At 32.9% G+C, this 26,036-nt stretch carries 15 protein-coding genes; all 15 read right to left on the bottom strand.

The genetic code is table 11. The features are described from left to right. Positions 1-20: 20 nt before the first annotated feature. The 15 genes from Q5N74_RS13860 to Q5N74_RS13790 all read right to left on the bottom strand — a co-directional run bounded on the left by Q5N74_RS13860 (position 21) and on the right by Q5N74_RS13790 (position 25,735). Complete coding sequence (locus Q5N74_RS13860) at positions 21-1,499, bottom strand: RagB/SusD family nutrient uptake outer membrane protein (RefSeq protein WP_304389485.1); 1,479 nt, start codon at positions 1,497-1,499, stop codon at positions 21-23. A 19-nt stretch (positions 1,500-1,518) separates the two neighbouring features. Next, positions 1,519-4,629 carry a TonB-dependent receptor gene (locus tag Q5N74_RS13855; protein WP_304389484.1) on the bottom strand — a complete coding sequence of 1,037 codons (3,111 nt, stop codon included), beginning with the start codon at positions 4,627-4,629 and terminating at the stop codon, positions 1,519-1,521. Positions 4,630-5,029: 400 nt separating this feature from the next. Beyond that, the gene (locus Q5N74_RS13850; protein WP_304389483.1) at positions 5,030-5,407 is read right to left on the bottom strand and encodes a cupin domain-containing protein; all 378 of its coding nucleotides are present in this window, start codon (positions 5,405-5,407) and stop codon (positions 5,030-5,032) included. Between the two features lie 10 nt (positions 5,408-5,417). After that, complete coding sequence (locus Q5N74_RS13845; protein ID WP_304389482.1) at positions 5,418-7,712, bottom strand: alginate lyase family protein; 2,295 nt, start codon at positions 7,710-7,712, stop codon at positions 5,418-5,420. Between the two features lie 313 nt (positions 7,713-8,025). Continuing rightward, on the bottom strand, positions 8,026-8,385 hold the full coding sequence (locus tag Q5N74_RS13840) for a hypothetical protein (protein WP_304389481.1): 360 nt from the start codon (positions 8,383-8,385) through the stop codon (positions 8,026-8,028). Between the two features lie 153 nt (positions 8,386-8,538). Beyond that, positions 8,539-10,797, bottom strand: a complete 2,259-nt coding sequence (locus Q5N74_RS13835; RefSeq protein WP_304389480.1) for a heparinase II/III family protein — start codon at positions 10,795-10,797, stop codon at positions 8,539-8,541. Next, positions 10,797-13,103: a chondroitinase-B domain-containing protein gene (locus Q5N74_RS13830; protein ID WP_304389479.1), complete on the bottom strand. Its 2,307-nt coding sequence runs from the start codon at positions 13,101-13,103 to the stop codon at positions 10,797-10,799. The genes Q5N74_RS13835 and Q5N74_RS13830 overlap by 1 nt, the downstream gene beginning before the upstream one ends. A gap of 46 nt (positions 13,104-13,149) precedes the next feature. After that, complete coding sequence (locus Q5N74_RS13825) at positions 13,150-14,094, bottom strand: sugar phosphate isomerase/epimerase (protein WP_304389478.1); 945 nt, start codon at positions 14,092-14,094, stop codon at positions 13,150-13,152. Positions 14,095-14,198: 104 nt separating this feature from the next. After that, entirely contained in the window at positions 14,199-15,239 is a 1,041-nt protein-coding gene (locus Q5N74_RS13820; protein ID WP_304389476.1) for a T9SS type A sorting domain-containing protein, read from the bottom strand. Positions 15,240-15,689: 450 nt separating this feature from the next. Continuing rightward, entirely contained in the window at positions 15,690-16,085 is a 396-nt protein-coding gene (locus Q5N74_RS13815; protein ID WP_304389475.1) for a response regulator, read from the bottom strand. Then, positions 16,078-19,206, bottom strand: coding sequence for a PAS domain S-box protein (locus Q5N74_RS13810; protein ID WP_304389474.1), 3,129 nt, complete (start codon positions 19,204-19,206; stop codon positions 16,078-16,080). Before Q5N74_RS13810 ends, Q5N74_RS13815 begins: the two co-directional genes overlap by 8 nt. Before the next feature lie 232 nt (positions 19,207-19,438). Further along, positions 19,439-19,819, bottom strand: a complete 381-nt coding sequence (locus tag Q5N74_RS13805; RefSeq protein WP_304389472.1) for a response regulator — start codon at positions 19,817-19,819, stop codon at positions 19,439-19,441. 151 nt (positions 19,820-19,970) lie between these two features. After that, positions 19,971-20,975: a PAS domain S-box protein gene (locus Q5N74_RS13800; protein ID WP_304389471.1), complete on the bottom strand. Its 1,005-nt coding sequence runs from the start codon at positions 20,973-20,975 to the stop codon at positions 19,971-19,973. A 3-nt stretch (positions 20,976-20,978) separates the two neighbouring features. Further along, entirely contained in the window at positions 20,979-21,416 is a 438-nt protein-coding gene (locus Q5N74_RS13795; protein ID WP_369686034.1) for a response regulator, read from the bottom strand. 2 nt (positions 21,417-21,418) lie between these two features. Then, on the bottom strand, positions 21,419-25,735 hold the full coding sequence (locus Q5N74_RS13790; protein ID WP_304389470.1) for a PAS domain S-box protein: 4,317 nt from the start codon (positions 25,733-25,735) through the stop codon (positions 21,419-21,421). Positions 25,736-26,036 lie beyond the last annotated feature (301 nt).

The raw sequence follows: 26,036 nt of genomic DNA, 5'->3' as shown, positions 1-26,036 counted from the left end.
TTTTATTTAATTAATTTATCTTAATTATAGCCAGGATTTTGTGTCATCAAAGTGCTACTACTTCTGCTTAAATTTATTTCATTTTGCGGAATTGGCAACAACAAATCTGTTGACGCGAAATTAAATCCATTTGCATCTGCAAATACTGAAAGTACGGACTGTGCTGCACCAAAGCGAATTAAATCGAACATTCTTTGATTTTCAAAAGCAAATTCTACACGTCTTTCTATTAATAACGCCTCTTTAGTAAGTTTTGATGGACGATCTGTTACGGCGTTAAACCCTGCTCTAACTCGAACTTGCATATAAGAATCTATAGCATTACCGTTTGAAGTTTCTATAGCACCTGCTAAAATAGCTTCTGCACGCATTAACAGAACATCTGCATAACGTAAAACAATCCAATCATTACCTGCTAGTTGTGGCAATCCAGTAAAGGTTTGACCGTCACTTCCTCCTGATGCGCCATCAGGAAAGTATTTAGTTACTTGATATCTAATAGTACCACCAAAAAGCGTAAGAGGATCTGGTCTATATGAATCTGAAATTCTAGAACCTCCATAGGTATCAATTGCAGCAACAGCATTGGTCGTAACATAATTAACACCACTTGTATTACCAACAGCATTCATCCATTCTGCAGAAAATATTTGACTATTATCTTGAACACCGCTATTGTATCCTATTGCGAATATAATTTCAGAATTTCTCTCAGTATAAAATACATCATGGAAATTAGATTTAAGCGAATACTTTGTGCTATTTATAATTTCTTCACACAAAAGTTGTGCTTTAAGGTAAGAACCTGGTGTCGCCATTGTTAAATATACCTTTGCTAATAATGCTTGGGCAGCAGGTTTTGAGGCTCTCGTTGTGTATGTGTTATTTAATCCAGAAACAGCAGTTTCTAAATCGGCCACAATTAATTCATAAATTGAATTTGTGCCTACTCTAGTAAATTGAATCTCAGTTTCAGATGGTGCAATAATACGATCAATGAGTGGTAAATCTCCAAATAATCTTACTAGGTTAAAATAAGCATACGCTCTTAAAAATTTGGCTTCACCTTCAATAGCTTTTGCTTTAGCGCTATCCTCAACAACATCCAAATTTGCTAGTATAACATTTGCTCTGGAAATAACTTGGAAAAAACTAGTATAGTAATTATTAACAAAATTGTTTGTTGGAAGCACATTTAAACTTTCAAGCTGACCTGCATCAGACGCATCTTCTGAATCGGGACTCTTTGTACTCGTATTATCGCTACGCATTTCAGTAACGTAAAATTCCCACTGTACGCCGTGATTTTCATCTTTATCATTACTATTAATACCTTTAATAGCAGCATAAACCCCGATTAACCCTGTTTCTAATTCTTCAGCAGTGGTATAATAATTATCGGTTGTAATAGAAGAACCTGGTACAGGCTCTAAAAAGTCGCTACAAGAAACAAATACATTTCCTATTAAAATTATAGCGATATATTTTAAATATTTCATAATATTATTTGTTAAATAGTTAAAAATCTAAGTTTAAACCAAGAGATATCGTACTGTAAATAGGCGATCCTCCTCTTTGGTATCCATACTGTGTAGGACTTGTTTTGTCTAAAGCCTCTGGGTTCCATCCTGTATAATTAGCAGCCGTTTTGTATACTAAATTTTGACCTGCTGCATAAACTCTTAATCCAGAAACACCAAATCTATCTAAAACGTCTTTTGGAAAACTGTATCCAATATTTACATTTCTTAATGCAATGTATGATGCATCTTGTACAATACTATTAGTAAAATATTTATCTACTAAAAATTCTGTATTAGTTGCAGTGGCTAGTACTGTTCTATTATTATTGTTACTAAACAAGTAATGATCGGCTATATTTCTTACTTCAGCACCATGAGATCCTTGAAACATAAAAGAAAAATCAATATCACCAAAACTAAATTCATTTGTAAAACTCCAAATTAACTCTGGGTAAGGGTTTCCTAAAACTGTTTTATCTTCATCGTCTAAAACACCATCACCATTTAAATCTTTCACATATACTAAACCAGCTTCTGCACCAACATGCCTCCATGGTCTATCTCTATCTTCAAAAGCTAATTCTTTATCAACAACATAACCATAAAATAATGATATAGGCTGGCCTTCTAAGTTAACCCATTCAGCAGGTCTACTTGGGTCTAAACTTGTAATTTGCCCATTAGAATCTGCAAAATCGATCAATGTATTTTTATTAGTGGTTCCTATAAGTGTTGTACTCCATTTAAACTTTTCTGAGGTGATGTTTTTGGTTCTTAATTCAAGTTCCCAACCTTCATTTCTCACTTCACCTAAATTTACCAAAGCACCCGAAAACCCTGTAGTAACCGATATTGGATTATTAAGTAATAATTGATCACTTGTTCTTTGATACCAATCAACAGAACCTGTTATTTTATTATTTAAAATCCCAAAATCTATACCTGGATTAAACTCAATTAAACGTTCCCATTTTAATTCAGGGTTAGCAATATTCACCGGTGAAAAACCAGCTTGTACACTACCATCTACAGAATAGCTAGAATTAGCAGCTCCTAATAAAGCTAAGTGTGGATAATAATCGACTAGAATATTACCTGTACTTAATGTAGGCTCACTTCCTTGTGCATCTGCATCTGTTGACCCTGTATTTAAACGGTCGTTACCAGTTACACCATAACTTGCTCTAAATTTAAGATTGTTTACAAAACCACTTTCTAATAAGAAATCTTCTTTGGCGATGTTCCAACCAATAGATGCCGCAGGGAAATTACCATATTTATTGTTAGGGCCAAAAACAGAACTTCCAGCACGTGTCATACTCGCAGATGCTAAATACTTGCTGTCATAAGCATAATTAACCCTGGATATGTATGCTATATATCGTTTTTGCCATTCGAAGCCATTAAACTCAGAAATAGCCGTTGCGTTAGTAATTTGTTGCACAACATCATTAGTATACCCAGTGCCTTTAAAACCTGAAAAGAAATAATTTCTACTTTCAACAGAAACACCTGCTGTTACACCTAAATCATGTTTTCCAAACGATTTGTCATAATTGAAAAAGTTATCAAATATTATATAATTTTCTTTTTGTGAAATCTCCTGCATATAAGCATCGGTTATACTCTCTCTTGCTTGAGTACCCATATAATCTATTCTTTTTGTGTCGTTGTAAGACCCTGCTAATGTTGTTTTAAAAGTTAAAGCATCTGTAATATTATATTGCCCGTAAAAACTTCCATATAGTTGAAATTTTTCATCTGTTCTATTACGCTCAGTAATTCTGGCATACGGGTTGGCGTTATTACTATTACCGATATTAGATAGTCTATCATTAATTAGACCGTCTCCATCTAGATCGAAAATTATAAAATGATCTTGGCGGGCATAATCACCAACTTGCATGTTTTTATAGGCTCCATTTGGATCAACAAATTGAAGAGACTGTTCTGTATGATATATAGGCAACCAAGGCTGATGTCTGGCTACATTATGAATGTTTTCTGAAAATCTTCTTCTGTTTGTAAATGCTGGACTAAAATTACCACCAATACTAAATTTATCATTTAGTTTGCTATCTAGTTTTAAACGCGCTCCGTATTTTTTATAATTATCAACTAACATAACACCTTCGTCATTTGAATAATTTAAACTTACAGTAAATTTTGTTTTATCATTACCACCTCTTAACGAAAGAGCATGATTGGTAATTGCTCCAGTCTCAAAAAATACATCTTGCCAAGAACGATCTGTACCTATTTGTAATTGTGCTACAGTATATGGTGACAGTACTAAACCAGCGTCTGTCTGTTGTTTTGCCCATTCTGCAGTTGTATAACCATAAGCATCACTCTTTCTAGGGGTTTTCATACCTGTAAAAGTGCTGTAATTAACTCTTGTTTTTCCTGCCACTCCAGATTTCATGGTAATCATAATAATACCATTAGAACCTTTTGGACCAAAAACAGCTGAAGATGCAGCATCCTTTAATATTTCAAATGATTCAACATTATTCATATTTAAAGATCCAAGAAAACTTGAATCAACAATAATACCATCTACAACAATTAAGGGTGTAGAATCTCCTGACATAGAGCCAACCCCTCTAATAGTAATAGTTGGTGCTGCACCAGCTTCACCATCTGTGGCTTGAATATTAACACCGGATACTTGACCAATTAATGCATCATCAACACGTGATGCTGCTATTTGATCTAAGTTATCATTTACTACTTTAGAAATAGCACCCGTTAAATGTGATTTTTTTTGTGTTCCATAACCAATTACAACCACTTCGTCTAACTTAGCTAAGTCTTCAACTAACGACACATTTATTGATTTTTGGTTACCTACAATTTGAACTTGTGTTACAAACCCAATGTAAGAAAACTGTAAGACATCTCCAGCTTTTACGTCAATTTGAAATCCTCCATCAAAATCGGTAGTGGTACCTTTACTAGTTTTTAATACGATAACATTCACTCCCGGAATAGGAATGTTATCAGTTGCAGAAACAACTTGACCTGTTACAGTAGTGTTTTGTGCAAATACAGCCAAGTTAAAAAGCAATATTGCAATAAGAGCCAGCTTGTTTTTTAAATTCATAATTAATTGTTTAAAGTTTGTTTAGTTTTAGCTGTACTGGCTACATGTTTAGTACAACTTAGTTTAAATAATCACCTTTCTAAACAATTTAGGGCTGAGCATATTTTTTGTACTTTTGCCAATCATGTTTTTACTAAAGTGACAACATGTATTTTGTTTTACTTCCCTCCTAAAAGAAGTAATTTACTGTAAAAAGGATAGGTGTGCACCCGTCCTTTTTTTTTGTTGGTCAACCAAATTGGTAAACCAGTTTGGTTGACCAAATATATATAAAATTTTGTTAAAAACAATACCTTCAATTAAAAAAAAATTGTGTTCACTAATTTTTTTTAGAAAAAGCCTCTTCCTGTATTTACATTATTGCACAAAATCTTCTCTAATTGGACTAGCAGATTTTTTATTATGCCTTTTTATCACCAAAATAAGATACCCCATCACCACTTAAGAAATCCTCTCTTACAGGACTAAAAGTGTCAATTAGCATCCCTTCTTCCAAACAAACTGCACTATGCAATAAATTTGGTTCGATATATACTCCATCTCCGGCTTCTACAATTTTCTTTTCTCCATTAATTTCAAATTCAAATTTCCCTGAAACACAAAAGGTAGCTTGCGTATGAAAATGTTGATGTGGAGAACCTAATGCTCCTTTTTCAAATTTCACTTTCACCATCATTATTTGATTATCATAACCTAAGAATTTTCTTGATACGCCTCCACCTAGCTCTTCCCATGCCATTTCTTTTGTGCTGATGTACTTTTCACTAAATCGTTTCATAATTATTTATTTATTTATTTATTTCTGTTAATTGATAGGCACCTAACCATTCGTAGGTTTCATCCTCTATTTTTAATTGATGTTTACTGTTTTTTGAATTGTCTATTAATGAAAATAAGAACAGACGGCTTACATTCGGTAACGTTTCTATATTGATAGCTATATAAGCATCATCACTATATACTATTTTTAGCTTTTTAATACTGCTAAATGCATTTGTTGCTATTTCGCTAACTGGGTCGTAATGCCCATGAGACTCTATTATAGATACAAAATAAGTATCTTTACTATCTTTTTTTCTGATGATTACACCAGGATCGTTTCTCAAATTAAAACTAGGATCATTAGCTCCCACACGTGTAAACAAGATCTCGTCATCAGTTGACACTACAGATGTAAGTGTGTAAAAACGTTCTTTATTAAACCAAGAAATTTGAGCATTACTTGTTTCTGATTTACCTTCCGCTTCCTTCCACAAATGTTGATATCCATTTTTTGAACCTAAAGGTTCTAAAGTTTCGGGCTTAGTGTACTTAAAATTAGTTGACATTATTTGTCCTAAATAGTAATAAGGTAAATCGTATTGATGCTCCTTTTCTGCATTTATTTTAATAATATCTAAAAGATAAGGATTCTCGAAAGCCTCTTCATTTATAAATGCCATTGTTCTATGCATTTTGGTGCCAGGATAAGCGTTTACCTCTTTAGCACTTATTATTTGAAGGTTTGTGTTTGACACATCAAACAAATATTTTTCTGAGTGATGCATGCTTCCTGTTTCAAAATCACCTGCAAAATGCGAAGTTTCATCTTGATTTATAGTGTTATGCGCAATCGTTTGTTTCGCCCATGTGGTATTTTCTTTTAAATAATTACCGCCACCTTTTTGTTGAATGTTTACAAAGCGAGACATCCCATAATCTTGAATAACCTCGTTACCTCCTTCATATAATGAATATGATAATTTATCATAATGCCCATGACTTAAGCCTTGTGCTGAATATTTCATCACTAAACTAAGTTCACTTTTTTCTGTATTCGCTCTTAATACAGCAACACCACCTTCATCACCATTTTTTCCATCAGATAAATCGATTGATTTTTTAACAAATGGAGTTTCCAAACCATCACGAACACCCATAGCTACAGACAAGCCCGTATCATCCAACAATACCTCATCTTGTGCTTTAGCAATCGTTAATAAGTCTGTTGAGTGTCCTCCAAAATGATAACCTATGTCTACTGCTGATACTAATTCTTTTGAATAATAAGACATCCCTTTTTGTCCATCATTTAATGGAAAAAAATTACCATAGGCATCCGTTAAATTCAATAAAGTGCTTATCGACTTTAACAATACGCCATCTTTATATTCAAAAATTTTAAGTTCTGGTTTTACGTTTTCTAAAGCTTCAGCAAAAACCAAGAAAGGGTACATGGCATAACGTTGGTAATAAGGCCCTTCCGTATAATAACCGTCTGGTGAAAATGGTTCTTCTAAATTAGCAAGAAAGCCCACTTTTTGACCTTCCTTTTTTATAAACCCTCCATCATTATCTTTGGCATTAGGGTCAATATTATCTGTTTTCAAACCGTATAAAGCCGTTTGTAACAACTTATCATCATCCATAACTAAAGCGATCATACCAACAGCAACATTTCCCCAGGTACTATGATTATGTACACGATTAAAAAACTGAGGATTACCAGCTGAAATAAATTTTGCGAACGGTTTAAAAAGGTCTTTTTCTAAATGCTTACGTTCCTTTTCACTTAAGTAGTTATAAACACAGTCATAAGCCTGACTTGTGTACACCAACCAGTTGGAATCGTTTAAACATTGCCAAAACAACTTCCCGCGTGCATACGATCTTGTTTGAGGATGTACAGGTAACGTTGGATACACTTTCGCGTATTCCAAAAGCATGTCTTTAACATATTTCGCATATTTTTCATCATCTAAAATTTGATATAAAACACCCGCTTTCTGTAAAATAACAAAGTTTCTTTTATGGCGTTCATGGGTATACCCTCCAGAAAAATCTTTAGGAATAGGCACTTCGATACCGTTTAATATTTCGGCATCTACTTCTGCCTTTACGTTTGCCAAAGTTTTATCAAACAACGGTACTGTACCCAATTGTGATTTTATTTTTTCGACACCTGCTTTAGTTAACACTAAACTGGGATGTTCCTGTTTGTTAGATTTTTTTGCATTAGAAGTTGCTTTTGATTGCGCATTACAGGAAGCCACCACTAATAACAAACTAACTAAAGAAGCTTGTATCTTATTTTTTAAAAACATTGATTATTATTTATTAATTAATCCTAAATCTAAATTATCTTTTCCTTTTAGAGGAGACTTTTCTGGGAATGAAGGCGTTCCTGTTACAAAATCACGTTTCTTTTCCTAAATATATTATTATTCAAAATTTCAACAATAGGTTCACAAGCTACCAAGTGCATAATTACGGCTTTTGAATGTACGAAAATATTGTTATATATTTCATTTTATTGAAGCCTACGGAATAAAAAAGATGTATTATATTTATTTTTATTCCCATACCCACTTCATCAAATTCGTGATGTTGTAATTCTAAAGAATCTACGCAGACACTTTAAATTATCCCTTCTCTATTCCACTCTAAACGCCCCTTTTGAATGTCAAATGCAGTCATTTTTTCAAAGAATATAACTGCATTCTCATTCCCCTCAATTATTAATGATAATGAATATTTTATAAGGATTGTTTTAGTTAAATAATAAGAAGCTACTAATTTCCGTTGATTAAAACCATTAGCTTTTGACAGATGAACCCCATCGAGTACCCGACATAAACCCAGTTTCAAATACAAACCAGCTTCTAGAAGCTCTGGAATATTTGCAACCCAACCTTTCCTATTCTTCCTTTCAAAACAGAAAAAGAAGCAATAAAAAACAAGGGTAACTAACATTAATTTATTATGAATACTATACATACAACAATGTGGTTCACCAGATTGGTTTACCAAATATATGTTTATTAAATAAATTGACCAAAATTAAGTTAACATTTTAGTAGAAAAACCTATGTTTAAAACTATAAAAAAGCTCCATAGACATTGCTATCACTGCTCACAATAAAAATTAAATTAATGTTTCAAATTAAAAATTAATTGGTTTCCTGGTTCTAAAGTTGTTTTACCTTTTTCCTTAACACCTGAAATTTCCATTTGGAGTGGTTTAGTGCCTAAAGATTGAATTTTTAATCTATTATTTTTAATTTCAACAAACACATCAGCTTCTTCTGAAAATGATAATTTAAGTTTGTTTAATGCTAATGAATTCACAGAAAAGAACACTGAACGGTTTTCTTTAGTCAAAGAAGTTGACATATTGCCGTTAACTTCCCATTTGGGATTAGAGACTTGCCAACCTTTTAAATCAGTATTGGTATTAACCCCATCAATAGCGGCATCAAATGTATCAAAAGGAAAAATGACTGTGATAAAACTAAAATTTGTTTCGCTGTTTTTTGAAGCAACAGCCCATTCTTTACCTCTTGTTCCCGAAACCTCAACGGCATCTATCGTTTTCAATTGATAAATATCGCTTCCAGACCCATCATTAAAAGTAGAACGCAATAAATTTGGAGCTGCTTCTAAACTATAATGGCCTTGCCAAACTTGTTTATAAGTATGTGGTTTATCCGAATTGAAGTTATCCTTGATTATCCAGAAATCGTCTTTAAGATATATAACTTGACGGCTGTAAGTCACACCTATATTTTCAAAACCATTATGGCTTCCTATATACACATCTAAATTTTCATCACTATTCCAACCAATCGTTTTTGGTTGTGGTAATTCTTTAAATTTCCCAAAACCACTACCACCTTGATTAGATGTATATGCTTTTCCTTGTAACTCTTCATCTACCAAAGCCACGTTTTTAACCATGGAATTTTTAAAAAAACCATAATCTTTAAGTGAATAGCGCACTTGGTAATTTGGTAAAATAACTTGACCATTGGCCATGGCTTGAATACCTAACATATCACCATGTTGATGGTCTGGCTTGTCTTTATCAAGTCCGTTCGAAATCACCATCATATTATCCTTCGCCTCCCAACCTTCACGCATAATGTAATAACCCGTTTTTGGGAACACAACCGATTTAAAATTTGGGACTTTAGACTCTATATTATTAAGCATTTCTAATTGCGAATCGCTTACATACCAAAACATTTTTTGTTCCACATGTTTATTAGCAAAATAGCCCATTTCGGGATCTTCAAACAACAAATACCCTAAAGTTAAAGCGCCCGATATATCATTTTTTTCGGCCCAAGGTTCATTGGTATCATCTGAAAGTACAGGTGCTGATTTATCGGGATATGCTACTTTTGTTAAGGTTGTAAATAAAGATTTTAACTTATTCTCCCAAAAAGAACTCACTTTTAAATCACTATTTTTAGCTAATTGATACACATAATAGTAATTATCAATATCGCTCATGTGGTAATGAACAGTGCGTTCAAACTGAAAACCATCATCATTTATTTCTTTATCTAAATGGGCTTCCAATTGGTTCATAGCCAATTCATACCACTTATCTGTGCCTTTAAAGTCTCGGAACAAAATGGAAAGCATTGCTAAAGCCGACATACCCCTTGTTTGATGGTTTCCAGGTACAAACTCTGCATTCGTTTCGTATAAATGGGCACCATGCTGCAATAACGTGGCAATGGTTAATAACTGGTCGCCATCAGAATAACTGGTTTCTCCCAAAAAAATAGTATGAATTTCCAACCAATTTAAAATACGATACCCCGACCGGAACGATTCATAAATACCATTTCCATCTTCAATAGTTTCAAAACTATTAGCTTCTAAGGCTGTATTTAATGATTTTAATTGATTTTTAAAATAGTCTAAATGTGCCTTGTTTTTATTTTGATAGTTGTAGTAGAAAGCAATATCTACCATTTTATGCTGACGTGCCAAATGGCGCAAAGCATAGGCATTAACAGGAACTCCGTTTTTATAATTAAAGGGGAGTTTCCATTTTGTGGTGGCTTCAAATTTTGAAAGATGATCTAACGCCCTTTCTGTATGTGCACTTTCTGCGTTTTTATAAATAGACTTGTATGTTTCAAATCTATTATTGAAATCCTTCCAATTATAAAAATAGCGTTCAGAAAATTTTTCACGAAAGTAGTTCGCTAAGCCCGCTTTTGTAACAGATGCATCACCTTCCAAAGACTGCTGAACCTCTGTTTTTAAAAAACTTCCTAATTTATTGGTTTCAATAATTTGAGTTGAAGGGATTGTTTGAGCAGTCAACTTTTGAAAACCAATAATACAAAGCGCTAATGCAACGTGCTTTAGACCATTCATTTTAAAACTCATTAGTACATTAATTTCAATTCTAAGTTTTGTACCACTTCAATTTTACCTGAATTAACAATCGTATTTTCTCCAGGTTCTTGTCCTTTTTCACCCCAAAGGATAGCAATAATTTTTACAGGGTTATTTTTAAAAGTATTTTTAGAAAACTCTACATTTACAATTCCTCTGTTTTTTATCAAAATACTATCTTTTTCAGCTTTTGCTGAATTTGTAAACGTATTATTTTTTAGCGTTAAGTTTCCACCAATAGTCGATTCATCATAACCACCGCGATAATAATCTAAAACAACTTCTTGTATGTTATCGAAAGTTGAATTGGTAATGATCACAAATTCAGCATTATAATCACCGCCATCATTCGTTTCTTTATTCAGAATAAAACCGCGTTCACAATTTTTTATAATAGAATTGGCCACCGAAACCGTATCTGCAAACGATCCTTTCGATACTTCTAAAACAGATTTAAAATTTTTAATCTCAACACCATCTATAAATAAATTATAAGCTTTACTCATGTTTTTATCTAAAGTAGTAAAGGTGTTTTGTGACTTGTTTCCAGTTAAAATAACACCCTTTAAACTTAAATGTCCTTTTGGATGCATTTCAAAAGCTGTTTTATCTGAGGAAAAAATAAGCTCTGGCTTTCTATTCCTTTTAGCTGAAACTATTGATATCTTCTTATTTATTACCAAACTAGACTTTATTTGATACACGCCGTTTTTAAGTGAAATAATATCGTTTGAATTGGCCTTTTTAAGCGCATTTACAAGTTCTTCCGAAGTTGCAACGTTGATGGTTTTAGATTTTATTTTCCCTTCTGAAGACACAAACCAATTAGTTCCAAATTTCGTTCTATCAATTAAAACAGCATTATCCTTAATAGGATTCACAATAGCGCCTATGCTATTATTGTTTGATGTTCTGCTATTGCCAAATAAATCTGAAGTTATTGTTTCAAAATCGAAACCAGCATACACGTCATTTATGTTTTCATTTGGAACGAATAAATCATTCCCTTTTCCACTCATTGAAACAGGCTTCGTAGCTAAACCTTCTGGTTTTATCTCACTTTTATTTTCATTGGTTATGATGTTGTTTTTAAAAGTAACCCCATCCACTTTATCATAATTCACTATTGGGTTTTCATCAGCAACTTCATTGTAAATCAAATTATTAGCGAGTATAACACGTTCTGGACGCGCTGAACGAATTTCAGTTGCTGGTAATACATCACTTTGACTCACATTGGAGCCTACACTAAACTGCCAAGGCGATTCACAATCTATAAACGAATTGTAAGCTATAACCGCATCTGTAACTTGGTTGTACCTGTTTAACGGTGATTTTGGAATCCCATTCATTACTGCCAAAGCACTTCTGAATGCGTTCCCTTTTATTTTGTAGAAATAGTTATTGGTAATCCAATGTCCTGTATTTATAACTCGGATACCTCCTATATTTTCTGAATTATCATTACCTATAAAAACATTCCCATCTATGGTTGCGTAATTTCCATGTCTTAGCACCAAAGAACCTTCACTTTCAAAAAACACATTGTTTCTAAACTCGTTAAAATTAGATTTACTTGAAATAATTTCAATTTCACCATTACAACGATCAAAAAAATTGTTCGCTACTAAAGTATGCGAAGGCGTCATAGATGTACCACTATCTCCCAATTGAATAGTCTCACCGTGTGGCCCACCTTTACGAGGTCTTGGTCCGAAATGGTTATTGATGATTTTATGGTAATTATAGATATTTTCATTGCCCTCCAAACGAATCATGATGGTTGGACCAAAGTTCGATTTCCCGGTGATATAGCAATGACTTAACTCGTTGTGTCTGCCCCAAAACTCAACCCAATGATCACTTACATCACGATCTGGTTGTGTAAACTCTTCAATAACACATTGTGTTACAGTACAATTATTAGCAATTAATTGACTATCTATTTTAAACTGAATAACATTTTTAGATGGCGTGTGACCATTTTTAAAGTACAAGCCATTTACAATTAAATAACTCCCTCCTATTTTCAAATTAGAAGTCCCCTCAATGGTTACTTTTCCAATTTCTTCTGCTGTTAAAGTAATAGGTTTTTCTTTAGTTCCCTTTCCGGAAAACTTAATTTCAACGTCCTTCCAAACGCCATTCGCCATAACAATATGATCTCCAGCTTTACTCTTCTTAATAGCTTCGTTTAGCTCGTTTATATTAGAAACTTTAATGCTGTTTGTTTGTGCTACTAATTGGCATGTTACTAAAAAAATTAACAGGCTTGAGATAGAAAAAATTCTTTTCATTTGTATGGTTTTTATTCTGATTATATATTTTAAAAATTCTATTATTTTAAGCATTTTTCCAAAGTTGTTGCACTTTTTTTAAATCGCTTTTCATGGCATCGAACACTACTTTTTTATCGACCGTAATCTTTCGCTCACCTCTTTCAGCACCGCCCAAATCATATTCTAAATGCAAGGATACAGGTGGCTTTAATTGGTGTTTTTTAAGCAACTTAAAGTAGGTATCAAAATCGACCATACCCTCTCCAATAGGCACGTTTATGGCTTGCCATTTCCCATTTACTTGTCCCCATTTAAAATCTTTTAAAACAATCACTTTAATGTTGGGGTGTAGCAATTTAAATCCGTTTTCCCAAGAATACCCACCTTCTACCATAGCATGGCGAATATCATATTGAGTTCCAAAATATTTAGGATTTGTTGTTTCAAGTATTTTTTGAATTTCCCAATAAGATGCGCCTACGCTTACACCTGCATGGTTTTGATAACAACCTATCAACCCTAATTTTTCATTTAAATCACCTAATTTTTTTACTTCATTTTGATAGAATAATAAAGAATCCTGCATGGATGCATCCTCTTTATATTTGAACCAATTGGTTCTGTAATAATTAATGTTTTCTGAAGCCGCAGCTTCTAGAATATCTACGTCTAACTTGTTATTAATACTTTCAATACTAGTAGTCATCATATGGCAATGAATACCACTTGCTTTAATAGCTTTCACTGCTTTTGGAAGATCCGTTTTTACCAATTCTGGTAAAACATGCCCGTTGGGGCGCACCGTTAAATCTACACCAGAAAATCCTATTTCGGCAGCCATTTCACCTGTTGCCTTATAATCTAAAAACTGAAGATGTTTTGAGAAAATATTAATATCTAATCCGCTTTCTGATGCGCTACCCATAAACTGTTGTAATGGAAAAGCAGACAATGGTAATAAACTTGCTGCACATGCTGTTTTAGATATGAAATCTCTTCTTGTTATCATTTTGTTCACTTTTAAATTGTAATATAATAAATTTAACTAGTATTTATTACAAATTAAAAAGCCTTATAAATTTATAAGGCTTTTTTATATTAATTATTAAGCTACTAATCAATTAATATCTTTCTTGTAGCGCTGCTATCTTCTGTATTTACCTTTAAAAGGTACATGCCTTTAGATAAATCTGACACATTTAATTTGTTATCTTTTAAAACTGACTGCGATTTTACTTTTTGACCAATAAGGTTATAAAGTTCTACAGATGAAATTTTAACACTATTAGATTCAACCGTGATAAAATCTTGAGCTGGATTTGGGTAAATTTTTAATTTACTATCTAAATTATTTTTAGAAACCCCTAAGGTTGGATTCGTAACAACTGATGCCCAAGTTTTACCAATTCTAATCTCATCGAAAACTGTTGTAGGAGTATTAGCATTAGACTCTAAACTCATTCTAACTACAACAATATCATTTCTTGTTCCTGTAGCTGCATCAGTAGATGTATTTAAAGTAGGAACTGGTTCTGTACTTGCAGATACTGATGCGGGATTTATCCACATATAAGATGTTTGATTTGCAATATCATAACTAATCACTATAAAATAATCTGTATTAATATTAAATGCAGTAGGAGAAAAAGCAGCAACAGCTGAACTATTCGTTTCAGACACCCCTATATTAAATTGAGTAGCACTAATTTTTCTAATATAAACCGCCGAAGCATAGTTAAACCCATTCGAATTGGAGTTAACCTTACCGAAAGAGTAAATAAAACCACCCGATGTACTCGTTACTGAGGATTGATCTGTTATTTTAAAAACAAATGAAGAGTAAATAGACCCTGTGTCTCCTTGAGCAGCAAAAGTAATTACTGGATCATCAGACCCTCCTTGAAATTCAATAGCATTTCCAGCAGCAGCAGGTAAACCTGTTGGCAAAGTCCAAGTAGGCGAGGCCACAATAACCGGATCTGTATTAATATTTGTTGTGTACGTACTAAGCCATGGCCCTAAATTACCTGTGGTGGATACTAGACTTCCTCCGACAGTATAATTAAAGCTTTCATAATAAGGCAATGAAACTTGCGCATTCATTTCACTAATAGTGAAACATAAAGTAAAAATAAAAAGTAATGTTTTTTTCATGATTTAATGTTTTAAAAGGTTTATTTATTTAACAATTAAACCATAAATAGTAGGTTGTTGGCAGTAGATTTTTTTGGCAAACAAAACTGGTTTACCAATTTGGTTTACCAAAAATAAACAAATTTTTATATTATCCAAACATTTTTAACACAAAGATGATTTTTATTACAACAGATAAAATAACCACCCACAAAAAAAGAAACAAAATCGCTATTCTCCTATACTTCAAATACATATTAACCTAATTAAACAGGCATTGAGAAACCCACTTATTTTAATTAGACAAATACCTCATTCCTTTTAGAAGCAACAAACTAAAAACAAACACTAAAACCAGTTTCTTTGAAACCCTTTATTTTCTTTCATTTAAAAACAAAAAAAAAACTAATAAATGAAATTTTATATTTCATTTATTAGTTGATATCCTTCAAACAGTTTCTATTTTAAATGCTAATGTAATTTTCCAAGCTCTACTCGTAACTTAGATGCTGAAATAGGTTTGACTATAAAATCACTAACCCGCTCATAACTTTCTGCTCTTCTAAAATCATTGGGATCTATAGAACTCGTTACTATGAATATTAATATTTCTTTTTCAACTTTAATCTTGGTGAATTCATCAAGAAAATCCCAGCCATCCCAAATAGGCATATTAAGATCTAAAAGTATTAAATCGGGTAAATTTTCTGGATTAGAACAAATATCTATCAGCCTATCGTAGGCTTCTTTTCCATTATTATAAACAAGAATAGTCTCACACAAACCACTCATTTTAAGTTCCTTCTTTGTAATATATACATGTGCAGGATCATCGTCAATAATACAAACAGTATCAATTTTACTCATATTTAAAATGTATTTTAAAAGTAGTTCCTACATTAACTTCGCTATCAACTTCAATATCACCTCCCATAGCTTCTATTTGATTTTTGGATATAAATAACCCTACACCTCGAGCGTCTTCATGCTTATGAAATGTTTTATACAAGCCAAAAAGTTTTTTGCCATGCTTTTTAAGGTCAATACCTCTCCCATTATCTTCCACATTTAAAGTTATGTAATTCTCATGACTTTCAACGCATAATCTTACAAAACTTTCTCGTTCGTGAGAAGAATACTTAATCGCATTCGTTAAAAAGTTAAGGACTATACTATCTAGATAAGCATGTATACCTTGCACAAAGACCTCATCTTTAACATCATTCACTATTTCTACATTTGCCTTTTTTGATAATGCACCTACGTTTCCTATAGCATTTACAATAGTTTGCGTTAAATTAACCGTTTCAAGTTGCTTAATTCCCGTGGCACTAAGCATGGCTACTTCTGACAGGTGTGCAATAGTATCTCTAAGGTTGTGAGCCGCGGTTACAAGAAAGTTTATCAACTCATCCCCTTTAAGTTCTGGCTTTTCTTCCAGTAAAATATCAAGTAACGAATTCATATTACCAGAATGACTTCTTAAATTGTGCGACACAATATGTGCAAAGTTTTTAAGCCTTTCGTTTTGGTTGTTAGCTAACTCCAACATTTGTTTTAGCTCATTTTCAACCTTCTTAATGGCACTAATATCTATAGCAACCCCCAGAAAACCTAAAACAACATCACCACTTTTTATAGCCGTAACATTGAGTAATACGGGTACATGACTGCCGTTTTTACGCACATAAGTCCACTCTCGAGATTCCGATTTTCCTTGTCGTGCATATTCCACAAAAGCATCGAACCCTCGTATTTCTCTATTAAACAAGTTACTAAGGTCTTCACCCCGTTCAACAACTTCATTCTCTAAATGAATTATTTCTGGGGTATTTATGCCTATCATTTCAGATTCATCATAACCCAGTAGGTCTTCTGCACCCTTACTAAAATGTGTTATGGTTCCGTCTAAAGCTGTTCCTATAATAGATACATTACTAGCATCTAAGATAGCATTCAACTCACGGTTTGCCTTAATAATCTCTTGTTTAGCTAATTTGTTCTGAGTAACATCTGCGGTAAGCATAATAATACCACCAATTTTACCATCAGCCACATACCAAGGTCTTACATCCCAAGATAACCATTGTTCTTTTCCATCTTTCCGCAAAAAACATACTTCGTCTTTTTTACTAACGGCTCCTTTTAAACAATTATTATAGATGGCTTTCCACTCATCTCCTATTTCAGGAAAAACATCATAATGTGATTTACCTAAAATATCTTTATTAACTAAGTCATAATCTTCAAGCCATTTCCCAGATGCTGATAGATACTTCATATCCAAATCGAACATCGCAATGGCCGAAGGTGCTTGTTCTATAAACAATTCGAATTGTAATGATGCTAATTTTGATTTTGTAATATCTTGTTGGGTTCCATACATCATTTCTGGCTCCCCTTGGTGTGTCCAGTTAAAAATTTTACCTCTATTATACACCCAAATCCAACGACCATCTTTATGCTTCATTCGGGTTTCTAATTCATAGAAATCTGTTTTTTTACTAAAACAATCTTTCAGCTTATTTTTAGACAACACTAAATCATCAGGATGCGTTAAGTTATACCAAGTATTTATATTTATGGGAGCTAACTCATCAAGCGTATACCCTAAAATTTCGGCCCAACGTTTATTATAAACGGTTTCACCCGTTTGTACATTCCATTCCCAGGTTCCTACATTGGTACCTTCTATTATATTTTGACTTTTTTCTTTTTCTCTTGAAATAGCAATTCTATGCGTTTCCTGCTCATCTATGTCTTGAAAGGTTCCGAATAAACGAATGCAACTACCGTCAACCATTTCTGTATCAATAATAGACCGTACCCATTTCACATTTCCTTTGGCTGTGACAATTTGAAGTTTAAGATCGTAAGATCCGCCTTCTGCCATAGCCTTCCCTACTATGCCAGTAATTAAATCACGGCTTTCACCTTCCTTATAGAAATTCATCGCTTCATCTAAAACCGGAACATAATCTGCTTCAGCCTCATGTATTTTCCTGGTGACATTAGACCAGTAGATAGTACCCTTTAAGACATCAAAATCCCAAGCACCTACCATAGCCATTTCACCAGCTCTCTCTAAAAAGTTGGTGGTTTTTTTAAGCGTGTTTTCTATGGTTCTTTGTGTTGTTATATCGGAAGCAACTCCTTCTATAATAAACTCATCCCCTTCGGATATTAAATTTATACTTCTATCATGCAACCACTTCCAATTACCAGATTTAGTCTGAATTCTATAAACAATATCTATGGGAACCCCTTTAATGGCCTCACTCAAGCTTTTACTCACCATATCGATATCGTCTGGATGTATGTTTCCAAACCACAGACTTGGGTCTTCAAATAATTCTGAAGGCGAAAATCCTAAAATTTCTGTAACTCTATTGGAGTTGTAATTTAATTTTTTATCCGACGAATAGCGGTATATAATATCTGGAGATAGATCGCAATAGCGCTGAAACTGCTCTCTACGTTCCTCGCTTTCTATATTCTTCCTTCTAAGTTCTAATAAATTAACAACCTGTTTTCCTAATAATTGAAGGGATTCTAATTGATAACTTGAGAGCTCCTTAGGCTCATCATCTATGGCACAAAGAGTTCCTAATGGAAACCCTTTTGAAGTTACTAAGGGTACACCAGCATAAAAAATAACCTTGGGACCGCCTACCACTAAAGGATTGTCGTGAAAACGCGCGTCCAACCTAGCATCATTTACCACCAAGACTTCAGACGGCTGGTTGATGGCATGCGCACAAAAAGCAAGCTCTCTGGCTGTTTCTGTTGCATCTAAACCGTGGTGAGATTTAAACCATTGGCGGTCTTTATCTATTAAACTAATTAATGAAATTTTTGTTCCACATATATCAGATGCCATTTTGGTTAGAAAATCATAATCTTTTTCTTCTAAAGTATCTAAAATATTGAAAGATTTTAATTCTTCTAAACGCTCCTTTTCATTTTTTGGGAAAATAGGTTTTTTCATCTATTGCATAATCAAATTAAAAATGTATTAAATAACTAAGGTTATAAGGTCTGTCTATTGCAATTTTAGTGAAAAAAATATCTAAATAAAAAATTATAGTCACTAACATTAAGACTTTGTCTAAATTAAAATTAAATGTAATAATTTGGCTATATAGAAGTGAAATTTATCTAACAGAAATAATATACAAAACCAAACGACAGCAAATTACAGTATTAACCCTATAAACATATTATAAAACTGCTTTTAAAGAAGCCATCTTAACTAAGGTAAATGGTTTGGTAATAATACTACTAACTTGCTTGTTACTAAGGGCTCTATCGTGATCTTCTTGATCTACTGAAGAGGTTATTAAATAGATAATTTTATCAAATTTAAAATTCTCTTTTTCAATATGTTGTAAAAATTCCCATCCATTCATTTTTGGCATATTGATATCCAAAAATATAATATATCGAATTTCTGATGGCGCTTCTAGTTTTAAAAACTCAAAAGCTTCGGATCCATCTTTAAAAACCAATGGCTCTACAGAAAAACCTGTAATTTTTAACATACGGGCTGTAAGCTTTCTTATAACGGGATCATCATCTACAATGAGTATTTTATCTTTCATTAAATTAAAATTTATTAAAATACGATTCTGTATAGCTATATAATTTTAATCCCTCTATTGTTATATACTATGCGTTGTTGAAATGTAATTATTTTTTCACAATTACAAAATTATTTGAGTTTTAAATTTGAGAAGTTTTTAAAACATGGTACTAAATTAATGGTTTTGTTTTTTCTGAAATATCGCGTATTATGTCATCAATTTCATTGGCCGACTCTAAAACATGGCCCAATAGTTCTTCTTTTTCCGCCACATCTAAATCACCATTTTTCACAAGATCTATAATGGCCATTAAACGCGATAAAGGCGCTCTAACCACATGCGATTGTGTCCAAGCTATATCTTTTAATCGAATATTTTGATTTTCAACCGCTTTAATGTAATCAAGTTTTTCAGTAATATCTGTCGCTAAAACAATTTCAGCTTTTCGCCCTTCAAAATCGATAACATTACCTCTAATTTCTACGTAAATTAGCTCCCCATTCTTTTTTAAATGCCGGTAGGTGTTTCCAAAATAATTAGCCGCTTGTTTTTTATTATTTAAAATAGTTTGCATGAAAATTTCGTGATCTTCTTCCGGTCGAATGTCTTTAAGCGTCATGGTTAAAAACTCATCTTTAGCATAACCATAATGCTTAACAGCTGCCTTATTTACATTTAAAAACGTAAGTGTTTCCAGGTCGTACACCCACATAGGAATTGGACTTAAATGAAACAAATCCATATAACGTTGGTTAAGCACCTTTAGTGACCTAAATATTCTAAAACGTTCAATACTATACACGATGCTTTTATAGAGTACGGTGCTTGTTATATGGTCTTTTATTAAATAATCTGAAAAGCCCATGGTTAAAGATCTTATAGCAAGATCTGTATCACTAAAACCTGTAAGCACAATAATAGGTAGGTTTTGGCAAAATGATTGCGTTTCAACAAATAAGGCTTCTTTATCAATATCTGGTAAAGAAAGGTCTAGCAAAACAACATCGAATGTATTGGACTTATTATTTAAGAAATTTTGAGCTTCTTTAAAGTCTTTTGCATGACTTAATTCGGCATTTATAATAATGTCGTGTATATAGTCTGAGGCCAATAAATAATCCCCAGAATTATCTTCAACAATTAGTATTTTGTATGGATGATTATCTATAACCATAAATTAGTTGCTACTTGGTAATTTTACTAGGCTTAACCAAAAGTCTTCTATACTTGTTACGGCTTTAATAAACTCGTTAACTTCTACTGGTTTTGTTATATAACAGTTGGCGTGATGTTTATATGCCAAATTAATATCCCTTTCTGATGAAGAGGTCGTTAACATGATAATAGGAATATGTTTTACATCATCATTTGTTTTAATAGCTTCTAAAACTTCATGGCCATTTTTTAGCGGTAAATTAATATCCAACAGAATTAAATCAGGAAGTTTCACATCGGTATAGTCGCCTTTCTTAAAAACATAATTTAAGGCCTCTTCTCCGTTTCTAACAATACTAATTGTATTGATTATTTTACTTTCTTCTAAGGCTTCTGTGGTTAAAACAATATCGCCTTCACTATCTTCTACTAACAGAATATGTGCAGATTTCACACTCATATTTATTTGTTTTTGGGGAGGGTAAAATAAAATGTACTCCCTTTATTTTCTTGGGACTCCAACCATATTTTACCATTTAAATTATCTACTATTTTTTTAATTATTGACAGTCCTATTCCTGTTCCTTCATAGTCGTCTTTATTATGAAGGCGCTGAAATATAATAAAAATTTTCTCGTGGTACTCTTTTTCTATACCAATACCGTTATCACTAACCGCAAATTCCCAGGTATCATTAACCAGTTTACTTGATATACTTATTTCTGGAGTTACACCTACTTTTGCGTATTTTAAAGCGTTGCTTATAAGGTTTTGAAAAACTTGAAGCACCGGTGCTCTATAGGAATTTAAAATTGGTAATTCACCAATATTAAAGATTGCTTTCTTCTCTGTAACCCTTTTATTGTTTAAAGCGATTGCTTCATCGACCACTTCTTTTGTGTTTACAAGTTCTATAATATTATCTTGCCTACCAACCCTAGAATATTCCAATAAATCTAAAATAATTTGGCGCATACGACTTGCTCCATCAACCGCAAAGTAAATATATTGTTGAGCCTTGGCATCTAGTTCATCTTTATACTTTTGTTCCAGTCGCGTTAAAAAACCTGTAATCATTCGCAATGGTTCTTGTAAATCGTGCGAGGCGACATAGGCAAACTGTTCTAAATCGGCATTTGATATGAGTAATTCTTTTGTTTGATATTCTAGCGACTCATTTAGTGCTTTCAATTCTTGCTCGTGCTCAACACGGTGTGTAATATCGGCAATAGCACCAACCATTCTAATAGCTTTTTTATGCTTATCTCTAATAATAGCACCTCTATCTATAACATGAGCGTAGGTATTATCTTTTTGATTTAAATATCGGTATTCGTGCTGCCAATGTTCATTATCACCATCTTTTGTTGCATTATGTAAACTTAAAGTCGTTTCTTCATAATCATCTGGATGAATATTATCTTCCCATAAGTTTAGAGTTGGCTGTATTCCTATTGCTTCTTGTCCAAAAAACGTTCTAAAACCCTCACCTAGATACAGTTTATTATTCGCTATATCCCAATCCCAAATAGCATCATTAGTTGCTTGAGATACTTTCTCAAACCGTTCATTACTTTCTTTAATTTCTTTTTCAACAAATTTCCTACTACTTATATCTTTAAAATAAACCGAAATACCTGTGTTTGATGGATATGCACTAACTTCAAACCATCGATTAACAGTTGGATAATATTCTTCAAAATGCACAGCCACACCTTGTTCTTTCGCTCGATTATAGTTTGTATAGAAAAGTGAATCTATAGCGTCTTCAAAAACTACCCATAGGTTTTTCCCTAAAACATCCTCTTTAAGGGTGTTTGTTAATTGCTCTGCAACGCCATTCCAATAAATTACATTCCAGTTATTATCCATGGCGAAAAAGGCATCTCCAATACGTTCTAGAATTTCATTTTTCTCTTTAAAAGCCCTTTTTAATTCAATCTCAGACGTTTTACTTTTATGAATGTTTTGAAAACTACCATACAAGCGTTTGCATTCACCATTTACAAATTCACATTGACCGATGGACCGAATCCATACTTCATTACCTTTTCCTGTAATAATAGGATATTCAAAATCCCATTGCGAACCGTTCTCAACCGCTTCGTTTACTTTTTCAAGAATCTTTGGTCTAACATCTTCTCTATAAAAGTTAATACCATCCTCCAGATTTGGCACATAATCATCATCAACTTCATGAATATCTCTAGTTATTTTTGACCAGTATACAGACTTAGAGCTCATGTCGATCTCCCAACCTCCAATTTGAGCTAAGGACGTTGCTTTATCTAATAAATCTTGAAGATTCACCGTTTCTGTAACATCTCTAGCAACGGCATATATGAGTCGTTCTTCTTTTGAAAAAGTATAGTTCCAATCTAACCAAATGATTTTACCAGATTTTGTTATGTACCTTGTAACAATTTGCTGCTTACTAGAGTCTATAGCGTTAGTGGCAATATCAGACAACGCTTTTAGGGTTTTTTCAGTATCATCTGGGTACACCAAATCCATAAAAGGAAATGTTCCTAATTCCTCCTCTGTGTATTCCAATAATTTGCATCCAGACGGATTTATACGTTTCACCCTACCTTCAAAATCAAATAAACAAATCATTACAGGCGCTAAACTAAAAATACGATCCATTTCTTCTTTAAGCTGCTTTCTCTTAATATCAGCACCTAATGGTGTTGTAATTTCTTTCCAAACGCTTTGTAAATTGGTGAAACTTTCATTTTTAAATTTGGATAAAAACACCAACACGCCCAAACATTCATTATTAACATAAATTGGTAAGCCAACAGCGTTTTTTATACCAGATTCAATACCACTTTTTTGTTTATTTATAGCGGCTGTATTCCACAAAACAGGCTGTTTTTTCTCCCATACCAATCCCGGTAAGCCTTCACCATAATTAATCATGGCCGTAGCGCTACCTTCTTCAAAATGTGGATTCTTGTTGTCATTACTTGAAGCCATTAAAAGAAGTTTTGTGCTATCTCTATTGGACAACCAAACTTCTATACCATCAAAATGACTGTAAGATGAAAACGATTGTAAAGATTTATTTTTAACTACCCCTTGTAACGCCTGATAAAGAGTTTCGCTTTCATTGAATATGATATTGAAGTCTGATAAAACTTCTTTATTTAAACTATCTAATTTTGATTTTGTAGCATCACTTAAAACACCTATCATTCTTACAGCTCTACCTTTGGCATCTCGAATAACATAGCCATAAGATTTAACAAATACATACGTGTTATCCGATTTTTTTAAGTAATATTCAAACTGCCAATTGTTTTGTTCTGGATCTTTTAAAAATGTTATTAATGACTTCTTTGAACTTTCATAATCATTACTATGAATTAAATTTTTCCATACATCATCATTATTAAGTTCACTATCTATCTTATGTCCAAAAAGCCTTTCGAAACTTTTTCCCCATTGGATAAAGTCTTTTTGTAAATCCCAGTCATAAATGGCATCACTTGTCGCCTGATTCACATAATTATATAATTCTAGATTAGACTCTATCTTTTTCCTATTACTGTCATTTTCTAAAATGATAGAAATAAAAGATGCCGATCTATTGAATAATTCAAGTTCTACTCGCGTTGGTTTTTTAGTGGTTAAATAATAATTTGCAATGGTTGCAATAACATTACTATTAGAATCCATTACAGGGTACGACCAACATGCTTTTAACCCAAAGCCCAATGCAAAACCTTTAAAGTTTTCCCATAAAGGGTCTGAACTGATGTCTTCTACAATCACCATATTTTTCGTGTAGGCAGCTGTACCACAAGACCCTACCTTAGCACCAATCTCCACTCCATTAAAACCAGTCATATACGCACTAGGTAATGAATAGTAAGCTAAATCGCTTATTTTCTTATCTGCAATAGCCAAAATTGACACCTTGACGTCAGGAAAAATAAACTCCAAGCCTTTTACATAATCATTTAGCACTTTTTTCACATCAAAACTAACAGCAGCTATCTGCTTCATAATTTCAAGCTCAAGACTTTCAAGTTGTTGCGCTATAAAACTATCCGTTACATCTAAGCAAGTCACTAAAATACAATTACATGCACTAACATTTATGCGTTGTTCTGAAATTTGCATTTTAATCGTTTTGCCATTTTTAGTTGTTTGATCTAAAACACCCAACGCGATACTTTTTCCTTTTTTCGCATTGTTTTCGCGGGCCTTTGTTGCCGTAGCTAACCCTTTTTCACCATAAAGATTATCTAGTGAGAGTGCCAAAAATTCTTTTTTTGAGTAGCCATAACACTTTAATGCGCCTTTATTAACATCTAGGATGGTGGATGTCCCTTCATCATAAATCCATTTTGGCGTATTATTCTTTGTAAAAAGCGATCTGTAAGCATTTTTAAATTTAGATGCTGCCCCTTTTATTTTTAATTTTGAATTTGAAACATCTACACCTGTTGCATACCAACATTGGGAGTTGGAGTCGTATGAAAAATTCCATTTCAATTCCAGCGATAACGAATTTCCCACTTGGTGAACGCACTTAAAACCACCCGTATTTGATAACTTTAAAGCAATTTCTTGTAACGTTTCCTTAAAAATTTGATTGTAATTGGACGGTAAAATATCACTAAACAAAATAGGGTTTGGAGGTGTTTTGGGTAACCCCAACTGTTTTGAAGCCATTTTATTGACCCAAATAATTTGATGCTTCGCATTTAAGATACAGCATACATCGGTAGACCGATCTAAAACAGATTGAAATATTGAATTTGTACTCATAAAAAGGTAGGTATTGAGGGCTATATATTTATATTTTTAGCATATTATGGTTGAAAATTTAATACACTAAAACAGAAAATACACCCTAAAAATAGCACAAAAAAGACAAACATCAATATAAATACTCCATATTTAATTAAAAACCGTACAAAACACACCCCATTTATATGGTTAAAATAATAAGATTAATAGTACTAAAGGTCGCAGATTAGATTAAACCTTTAGAGTACCTCTCATTTAAACTTCATAAAAATCAATCAGCTAGAGTCTCATGTTCAAAATAAATGAATATTTAAAATAA

It is taken from the genome of Mariniflexile sp. AS56 (assembly GCF_030552475.1).
In the GTDB taxonomy this organism is placed as follows: domain Bacteria; phylum Bacteroidota; class Bacteroidia; order Flavobacteriales; family Flavobacteriaceae; genus Mariniflexile.
The sequence above is the reverse complement of the archived record's forward strand: the minus strand, read 5'-3'. Positions and strand labels throughout refer to the sequence as shown.

Excerpts from the sequence above, each read along its gene's own strand:
- Q5N74_RS13795 (WP_369686034.1), bottom strand. The coding sequence starts at position 21,416 with ATGAGTGTGAAATCTGCACATATTCTGTTAGTAGAAGATAGTGAAGGC.
- Q5N74_RS13825 (WP_304389478.1), bottom strand. The coding sequence starts at position 14,094 with ATGATAACAAGAAGAGATTTCATATCTAAAACAGCATGTGCAGCAAGT.
- Q5N74_RS13850 (WP_304389483.1), bottom strand. The coding sequence starts at position 5,407 with ATGAAACGATTTAGTGAAAAGTACATCAGCACAAAAGAAATGGCATGG.
- Q5N74_RS13815 (WP_304389475.1), bottom strand. The coding sequence starts at position 16,085 with ATGAGTAAAATTGATACTGTTTGTATTATTGACGATGATCCTGCACAT.
- Q5N74_RS13805 (WP_304389472.1), bottom strand. The coding sequence starts at position 19,819 with ATGAAAGATAAAATACTCATTGTAGATGATGATCCCGTTATAAGAAAG.
- Q5N74_RS13855 (WP_304389484.1), bottom strand. The coding sequence starts at position 4,629 with ATGAATTTAAAAAACAAGCTGGCTCTTATTGCAATATTGCTTTTTAAC.
- Q5N74_RS13840 (WP_304389481.1), bottom strand. The coding sequence starts at position 8,385 with ATGTATAGTATTCATAATAAATTAATGTTAGTTACCCTTGTTTTTTAT.
- Q5N74_RS13810 (WP_304389474.1), bottom strand. The coding sequence starts at position 19,206 with ATGAAAAAACCTATTTTCCCAAAAAATGAAAAGGAGCGTTTAGAAGAA.
- Q5N74_RS13820 (WP_304389476.1), bottom strand. The coding sequence starts at position 15,239 with ATGAAAAAAACATTACTTTTTATTTTTACTTTATGTTTCACTATTAGT.
- Q5N74_RS13800 (WP_304389471.1), bottom strand. The coding sequence starts at position 20,975 with ATGGTTATAGATAATCATCCATACAAAATACTAATTGTTGAAGATAAT.
- Q5N74_RS13835 (WP_304389480.1), bottom strand. The coding sequence starts at position 10,797 with ATGAGTTTTAAAATGAATGGTCTAAAGCACGTTGCATTAGCGCTTTGT.
- Q5N74_RS13830 (WP_304389479.1), bottom strand. The coding sequence starts at position 13,103 with ATGAAAAGAATTTTTTCTATCTCAAGCCTGTTAATTTTTTTAGTAACA.
- Q5N74_RS13860 (WP_304389485.1), bottom strand. The coding sequence starts at position 1,499 with ATGAAATATTTAAAATATATCGCTATAATTTTAATAGGAAATGTATTT.
- Q5N74_RS13845 (WP_304389482.1), bottom strand. The coding sequence starts at position 7,712 with ATGTTTTTAAAAAATAAGATACAAGCTTCTTTAGTTAGTTTGTTATTA.
- Q5N74_RS13790 (WP_304389470.1), bottom strand. The coding sequence starts at position 25,735 with ATGAGTACAAATTCAATATTTCAATCTGTTTTAGATCGGTCTACCGAT.